This window comes from Mycolicibacterium vulneris, from assembly GCF_002104765.1.
Taxonomy (GTDB): domain Bacteria; phylum Actinomycetota; class Actinomycetes; order Mycobacteriales; family Mycobacteriaceae; genus Mycobacterium; species Mycobacterium vulneris.
On record NZ_NCXM01000106.1, the window covers coordinates 1 to 478 of the forward strand.

Genomic DNA, 478 nt, shown 5'->3' on the forward strand with positions numbered 1-478 from the left:
GTCCGCTGGACCGCGGAGGGCGCCCTGGATTATCTCGGCCGGGCCGACACCCAGGTGAAACTGCGCGGGCAGCGCATCGAGTTGGGCGAGATCGAAAACACCCTCTTGGCGTGCCCACAGGTGGTTCAGGCCGCGGCCAGCGTGCACCACAGCGACACCGGTCCGCATTTGGTCGGCTACATCACTTTGGAGCACACCAGTACCGCCGATCACGACGCAGAAGTCGTCGACGAGTGGCAACAGCTGTATGACGACCTTTACGACGCTGAAATCGAGGCGCCGGGGTTCGGGATGGATTTCCGCGGCTGGAACAGCAGCTACACCGACGAGCCGATTCCGCTCGACGAAATGGTGGAGTGGCGTTCGGCGACCGTGAACCGGATCAACGCCCTGCGGCCGCAGCGGGTGCTGGAGCTCGGCGTGGGTTCGGGGCTGCTGTTGTCCCAGATCGCCCCGAACTGTGGCGAGTATTGGGGGA

Annotated in this window: 1 pseudogene; it reads left to right on the forward strand. The window is 64.6% G+C overall.

What is annotated here, in order from left to right:
* Positions 1–478, forward strand: a pseudogene (locus B8W69_RS31020) (hypothetical protein); the annotation flags it as partial.